We start from the raw sequence: 6,557 nt of genomic DNA on the forward strand, positions 1-6,557 counted from the left end.
TCGTAAACTTTTGCAGTCATTCAGCGGTACAGCAACGCAGCAAGAGCCGAAACCGGCTAAAGCCAAAACCTCCATTGTGAGCCCTGATTGATACGATAAGCGCCGAAGCTGATCGGGTCGCTCAAAACCTTAGGGTGCCGCCGATACTGAAGATGTCAGTGGAGTTATCGAACGTGCCGACGAGGTTATTTGTAAGGCGGGTAGTATCATTTACGGTGGCGTCCTCGACGAACGAGTGAGCGTAGGAAAAGTTGAGTTCTAACGCTTTCCATCGATAGCCAGCCCCGGCCGCGATCCAATAGCGACTCTGGTCGGGGATCCTGGGCGTACGCGTCGCATCTGGCACCGGCGTTTCGTCATAGGCGACGCCGCCTCGGAAGGTCCACCGGTCATCGTGACGATAAAGGACACCGAGGGCGATGCGACTCGTATCGTCTCAGTCCTCGGGTGTAACCGATGAGGTGCCCTGGATAGTATCTACGCGGGAGAAGTTGACCCGGAGCTCATCGAAGACTTTCCAGTTGGCCCAGGCCACGTCGGCCAGTAATGCCAGTGTTGGTGTCAGCTCATGATAGGCGCTCAAGGTCAATATCGACGGCAGATCAAGCGGTGCGGTTGCGTCCTGATCTATAAACCCTCCGATCGACTGCAGTGATGCCAGTGTTGCCGTGCCGGCGGCATTGAGGCCCAAATATCCGACTTGACCGTCGAGATCATGGGACATTTCGTGGGTGTAATGCAGGCCAAACCGTGTTCCACCCCAGGGCTGGAACAGCGCGCCGATATTGAAGCTGACGCTCACGTCGTCTGCCTCGAGTCTGACCCGGGCGTCGGCGGCTTGTGGGGGCGCGCCACCGGGCAGCGCACCCAAGTCTATCGCGTTGCTAAGCTCGGCATCGGCATATTGGATGTTGGGACCGCCGCCGATTGATAACCAGTCGGTTAGTTTCACGGCGATCACGGGGCTGATGTCGATGGTAAACAAATCGGTTCGAATGGCCTGGTAGCGGCCGACCCAGTCGGCCGGGTAGTCGGTGACGAGCCCGAAGGGCGCGGAGAGACCAAGCCCCACTTTAATCGTTGGGGACAGGTCCCACATGCCATAGAGGTTGGGCAAGACGGCAAGATCGGCGCCATTGCCACCATTGCCTCCGGTCGTAGGCAAAAGCCCCCCGGCTGATGTGCTTCCTTGATTGTCAAAGCGTGCTTGCGGGTGAGCTATAGTTAATGCAGCTGTGACCTGATTCCCCTGGAGGTATACCATACCGGCCGGGTTGAAAAAGATCGTACTGGCGTCCTCGGCTGTCGCCGCGGTACCGGCGAAGGCGTTACCTACCTGCCGCGAGCCTTGTTCCAGGATCTGAAATCCAGCCGCTGGCGCCTCGCGTACCATGCATGACAGCACAATCACGCTGATCACCCATCGCCCCATTACACGACATGTGCGCATATCGATTGCCCTGTTACTGAAATACTGAATCTGTTATCAACAAATAGACGGCTCGTCTTTTATTCAACATCCCGGCGGACCGCCATGGCCATGGCCTTCTTCCATCCGCGATAGAGCGCCTCCCGTGTGGATTCTTCCATTCGTGGGGTAAAGATGCGGTCCACCTTCCTGACCTTGAAGAATTCGTCCTGGGTCCAAAAACCGGCTGCGAGGCCGGCCACTCCCGCCGCTCCTAGAGCGGTGGCTTCAAAAAAAGCAGGCCTCTCCACGGGCATATTGAGAATGTCCGCTTGGAACTGCATCAAAAGATCAACCCGTGTGCCTTGCCCATCCACCCGCAGAGAGCGGAAGGGACGGGTGGGAGTCACTCTTTTCAGTTCCTCCATCACATCCCGCGTTTGATAAGCCATAGCTTCCAAGGCGGCCCGTGCCAGATGCTGGCGCGTTGTGTTCTGTGTCAGGCCCATGAACAGGCCCCGGGCGTCAGGATCCCAAGCGGGCGCGCCCAACCCCACCAGGGCGGGGACGAAATAGACCCCTTCGTTACAATCCAACGAAGCGGCCATGTTTTCCGCCTCCGAAAAGGAGGCGATGAGTTGGAGTTGGTCCTTCAGCCATTGGAGACCCGATCCGCCGATCAGCATGCTGCCCTCCAGCGCGTAGGTGCATCTTTCGCCCAATTTCCAGGCGATGGTGTTCACGAGCCTCCCTGAAGGGGGGACCCTTTCCCCCGTCGACGTCATCAAAAACAGTCCCGTTCCATAGGTGTTCTTCACCACATGCTCCCACACGCCTTCTTGGGCGAACAGCGACGCACTTTGATCGCCCAGGATCCCCATAATCGGGATCGGCCGACCGGTGACCTCCTCAGAAGTAGCACCGAACGGCCCGGCGCTGTCCTTGACCTGAGGAAACAGGAACCTCGGCAAGCCGAAGATCCGTAAGAGCTCATCGTCGTAATCCAAGGAATGGATATTGAAGCACAGGGTGCGCGCCGCGTTGCTCGCGTCCGTGGCGTGGACTCGCCGGCCGGTGAGGTTCCAAAGGATCCAACTGTCCACCGTGCCGAAGATGGCCTCCCCGTTCTCTACCTGCCGCCTGGCTCCCGCCACATTGTCCAGGATCCATCTAATTTTGGTTGCGGAGAAATAGGGATCCAGGAACAGCCCCGTCCTGCTCTTAATCAGTTCTGAATGCGCAGACAATTCTCGACACAGGTTCACCGTCCGCCGGCATTGCCAGGCAATGGCGCGATACAGAGGCTGCCCCGTGCTTCGGTTCCACAAGAGCGCCGTTTCCCTCTGATTAGCCATCCCAATGGCCGCCACGCGATCGGCTCCCAAGGCCGATAGAACCTCCCGCAAGGCTTTCTGGGTCGCCTCCCAGATTTCAAGCGCGTCTTGCTCCACCCAGCCGGGCCTTGGAAAATAGGTTCGGTATTCGCTCTGGGATTGAGCCAACACCTCGCCCGTCTTGGAGAAGACCATAGCCCGGCTGGCCGCGCTTCCGATATCAAGGGCGACCACCACTTGGGTCTTTGTCAAGGAGCGCTCCCGGTGCCGGTACTGGCCATGGTCATCATTTCGGCCACTGCCACTCATGCAGCTGGTGGGCGGGGTCGTTCTCGTGCCGGTCGCCCAGGCAGCGGCACCTGCTCCACTATCCTGTCAAAGAGCTTGTCAGGCCGACGTCCAAAGAAACGTTCGGCTGGTGTGGTACGCTCCGGGCGCTGAGTAAAATAGTTGTGCACCGGGGTCAACGCTGCCAGCTTGCGGTCGATCGATTTCTCGCCCGATAGACCGATTATCGGTAGCGAGCATCCTGCGCAGTAGCGAGCATCCTGCGCACGGTCCGCCGCGATGCTTGCCTCCATCCGATCGCCGATCGCCAGCAATTGCTCCTTGCTGGTCACCTCATCGCCGCGCTTTTCGTAATGGTATTCGAAGATGCGCGTAAGCACGACGGCGTCCACCGGGCAGGCCTCCTCGCAAAAACCGCAGTAGACACACTTGAACTGATCGATGTCGGAACGCTTCGCGCGCCGCGTGCCATCGGCCGACTCCTCCCGGGCACACCGCCTCGCAGAGCTTGCAGGCGATGCACCGTTCTTCCCCATTGGCGTAGCGGCGCAGCGCATGAAGACCGCGAAACCGCGGTGACTGAGGGGTCTTCTCTTCGGGGTAGAAGACCGTGACCTTGCGCCGAAACAGGCGGCGCCCGGTGATCGCTAGACCTTTGATCAGATCCAAGAGCAGCAGACTCTTGAAATAACCTTGGATGTTATGGACCAGTTTGGTCACGGAAATCTCCGAGGCGCACGCTTTGCCCTAATGATGCTCTGTCTTCGCCGCCGAGGAACCGCTTGACGCCACGAGCTGGCACGCTGAGCCTTCTACGGTTACACTGCAGCAACACATGTGCCTCGAAGAGTGTAGTAGGACCGATTGGACGTTCCCCGCGCAAACATACCTGAGAGCGTTCATTGTTCTTTAGGTCAGTGCCGCGCTATTCCGAGCGCAGGTGTGGATCGAATCGGTAAGAGTTACATACGGCCGGTAATTGCTTCTCTGCCAGCCGTGTGGAGATGTCGCTGGGCTCGCCATTCAAGATGGCAATTCCTGCGGAAACTGGCCAAGGCCGCTGTAATTATTGCGCCTGGACAAAACCGAGTTGAAACAAGGTCAGAGGCTCGGAGCAAATATTGCCAAGGTGAATTCGATGTTTAACCGAAGCTGAAAGGAGGTTATGATGTTTCCCGGGCTTCTTCCGGTGGCCGGTGCAGCCCTCCTCGGTGCGGCCGCGATGTACCTGTTCGATCCCGACCGCGGCCGGCGCCGCCGGGCCCTCATGCGCGACCAACTCGTCAGTGCCGCCAGCCACCTCGATGATGCGATGGAAGCGACGGCACGCGATCTCACCCATCGCGCCCAAGGCCTCATGGCCGACGCGCGCTCGACGGTGAGCGATGAAGGGGTGTCGGATGAGGTCTTGATCGACCGAGTACGTGCGAAGATAGGGCGGGTGGTCTCGCATCCAGGGGCGATCAAGGTGACGGCTGAGCAGGGCCGTGTAACCCCTGAGCGGTGCCGTGCTCGAGCACGAACACGAGGAGCTGCTGCAGGCCGTCCGCTCGGTCCGGGGGGGTCGTCGAGGTCGAGGATCGACTGGAGCCGCATAAGACCGCCGAGGGCATATCCGCCTTGCAGGGCGGGAGCTCGCGGCCAGGGGATCGCTTCGAGCTGATGCAAGAGAGCTGGTCGCCTGCAGCACGCGTGCTGGTCGGGACGGCTGGGAGCGCGCTCGCGCTCTACGCCCTAAAGAGCCGAAATCTCAGCGGGCTCGTGGCAGGTGTGGCCGGCGCCACGATGCTCCTGCGCAGTGCGACTAATCTGCCGCCCGCACGTCTGGCGGGGATGGCGGGGCGCCGCACCATCGATATTCAAAAGACGATTAACGTGAATGCGCCCCTCGAGCAGGTCTTCGATACACTGACCCATTACGAAAACTTCCCGCAGTTCATGAGCAATGTGCGCGAGGTTAAGGTCCGTGAGGACGGCGGCTCGCACTGGACGGTGACCGGACCGGGCGGGATGTCGGTCGAATGGGATGCGGTCACGACCACGCTCGAGCAGAATCGGCTCTTGGCCTGGCGGACCGCTCCCGGGGCCACAGTGGAGCATGCCGGGATGATCCAATTTGAACGGGTCAACGGTGGAACGCGGCTCGACGTCGAGATGAGCTACAGTCCACCCGCCGGCGTACTCGGGCATGTAGTGGCCAAGCTCTTCGGCGCTGATCCCAAGACTGAGCTCGATGAGGACCTCTTGCGGATGAAGACTTTCCTAGAGGCGGGAAAAGCGCCACGCGATGCGGCCGCCAAGGTCTAACGTGGCGGATACCTATCAAGAGATCTCATGCACGGTGCGAGACCTGAGCTACACAGGATCAATTACCTTGTGCGACGCGACGGTTATGAGGCGGCGCGTGTGTGTGTAGAGAGAGCCTTAAAGCTCTACCGCGAAGCGGTGAGCAAGCCCATAGCCAGGCCTCGAACGCCGCATACCGACCGCTGTTCGAGCAGACGATTGGGGAATTTGAAGAGTGGTTCGCAGCCAAAAGCAGCCGGGTATGCCAGAGACGAATAGCAATGGATTGGCCAGCCTCGTGCGCCAAGCGGCGCACTCTCTCACCGGCGCGGCCGACGATTACGACCCCTTGCTGGATCTGACCGGTGACGCGCGGTATGTGCTCTTGGGGGAGGCCAGCCATGGCACGCACGAGTTCTATCGCGAGCGGGCGCAGATCACCAAGCGATTGGTCAAGGAGAAGGGCTTTCGCGCCGTGGCGGTCGAGGCGGACTGGCCGGACGCCTATCGGGTCAATCGCTATGTCCGCGGCTTCGCCGAGAATGAGGGGAGCGTCGATGCCCTGGATGGCTTCAAGCGCTTCCCGACCTGGATGTGGCGCAACGCTGATGTGCTGGATTTCATCGGGTGGTTACGCGCACACAACGAGGCACTCAGCGCCAATGCCCCGAAGGTTGGGTTCTATGGGCTGGATCTCTATAGCCTGCACACCTCGATCGAGGCGGTGCTCGACTACCTCGACAAGGTGGACCCGGAGGCGGCGAGACGGGCGCGCTACCGCTATGGGTGCTTCGAGCACTTCAACGAGGACACCCACGCCTACGGCCATGCGGCTGGCTTTGGCCTGACCGAGTCGTGCGAGGACGCGGTGGTCAGTCAGCTCGTCGAGCTGAGGCGGCGCGCCGCGGACTACACCCGCCACGATGGGCAAGCGCCGTCGGGCGCTACCCAAACGCGCGCGGCGTCCATGCGCGCAGCAGCCAAGTGACCGCCGCCGGCTCCTCGTCGGCACACGGACTTCCCCTTGATCTCATTCCAAGATGCCGTCCACGGTCTCAGGCAGCACGGCCGAACGAAATTGAACGAGGGTGGTCTCGCCCCCGGTAGAAGCGATCTCCACCGCCTCGACCGCACCGGCTTGAGTCTCTTTGAGCCTGACCCTCGCGGGCGCAACGATCCTGTGCCTCCAATGACCTTCTGGCGTTTTACCGAGCGTGATCAAGAGGCTGCCTGCCTCACTC

At 60.4% G+C, this 6,557-nt stretch carries 5 protein-coding genes and 3 pseudogenes; 2 read left to right on the forward strand and 6 right to left on the reverse strand.

The annotated features are described in order from the left end of the window. Nucleotides 1-121: 121 nt before the first annotated feature. The 5 genes and pseudogenes from M3461_10125 to M3461_10145 all read right to left on the reverse strand — a co-directional run bounded on the left by M3461_10125 (nt 122) and on the right by M3461_10145 (nt 4,372). Nucleotides 122-1,393: pseudogene (locus M3461_10125) on the reverse strand (outer membrane protein transport protein). Nucleotides 1,394-1,509: 116 nt separating this feature from the next. Next, a complete protein-coding gene (glpK, locus tag M3461_10130) occupies nt 1,510-2,994 on the reverse strand; it encodes a glycerol kinase GlpK (GenBank protein MDQ3774684.1) in 1,485 nt (494 codons plus the stop codon). A 53-nt stretch (nt 2,995-3,047) separates the two neighbouring features. After that, on the reverse strand, nt 3,048-3,200 hold the full coding sequence (locus tag M3461_10135; GenBank protein MDQ3774685.1) for a DUF6399 domain-containing protein: 153 nt from the start codon (nt 3,198-3,200) through the stop codon (nt 3,048-3,050). Between the two features lie 78 nt (nt 3,201-3,278). Then, nucleotides 3,279-3,741: pseudogene (gene nuoI, locus M3461_10140) on the reverse strand (NADH-quinone oxidoreductase subunit NuoI). A 355-nt stretch (nt 3,742-4,096) separates the two neighbouring features. After that, nucleotides 4,097-4,372 carry a hypothetical protein gene (locus tag M3461_10145; protein MDQ3774686.1) on the reverse strand — a complete coding sequence of 92 codons (276 nt, stop codon included), beginning with the start codon at nt 4,370-4,372 and terminating at the stop codon, nt 4,097-4,099. Nucleotides 4,373-4,692: 320 nt separating this feature from the next. On the opposite strand from M3461_10145, the gene M3461_10150 reads away from it, so the two are divergent. Next, on the forward strand, nt 4,693-5,337 hold the full coding sequence (locus tag M3461_10150) for an SRPBCC family protein (GenBank protein ID MDQ3774687.1): 645 nt from the start codon (nt 4,693-4,695) through the stop codon (nt 5,335-5,337). A gap of 241 nt (nt 5,338-5,578) precedes the next feature. Continuing rightward, nucleotides 5,579-6,247, forward strand: a pseudogene (locus M3461_10155) (erythromycin esterase family protein). 99 nt (nt 6,248-6,346) lie between these two features. Here the strand turns inward: M3461_10155 and M3461_10160 are convergent. Further along, nucleotides 6,347-6,557 (reverse strand): DUF5335 domain-containing protein (locus M3461_10160; GenBank protein MDQ3774688.1); only part of this gene is annotated, 211 nt, incomplete at its 5' end.

It is taken from the genome of Pseudomonadota bacterium (genome assembly GCA_030860485.1).
GTDB lineage: Bacteria > Pseudomonadota > Gammaproteobacteria > JACCXJ01 > JACCXJ01 > JACCXJ01.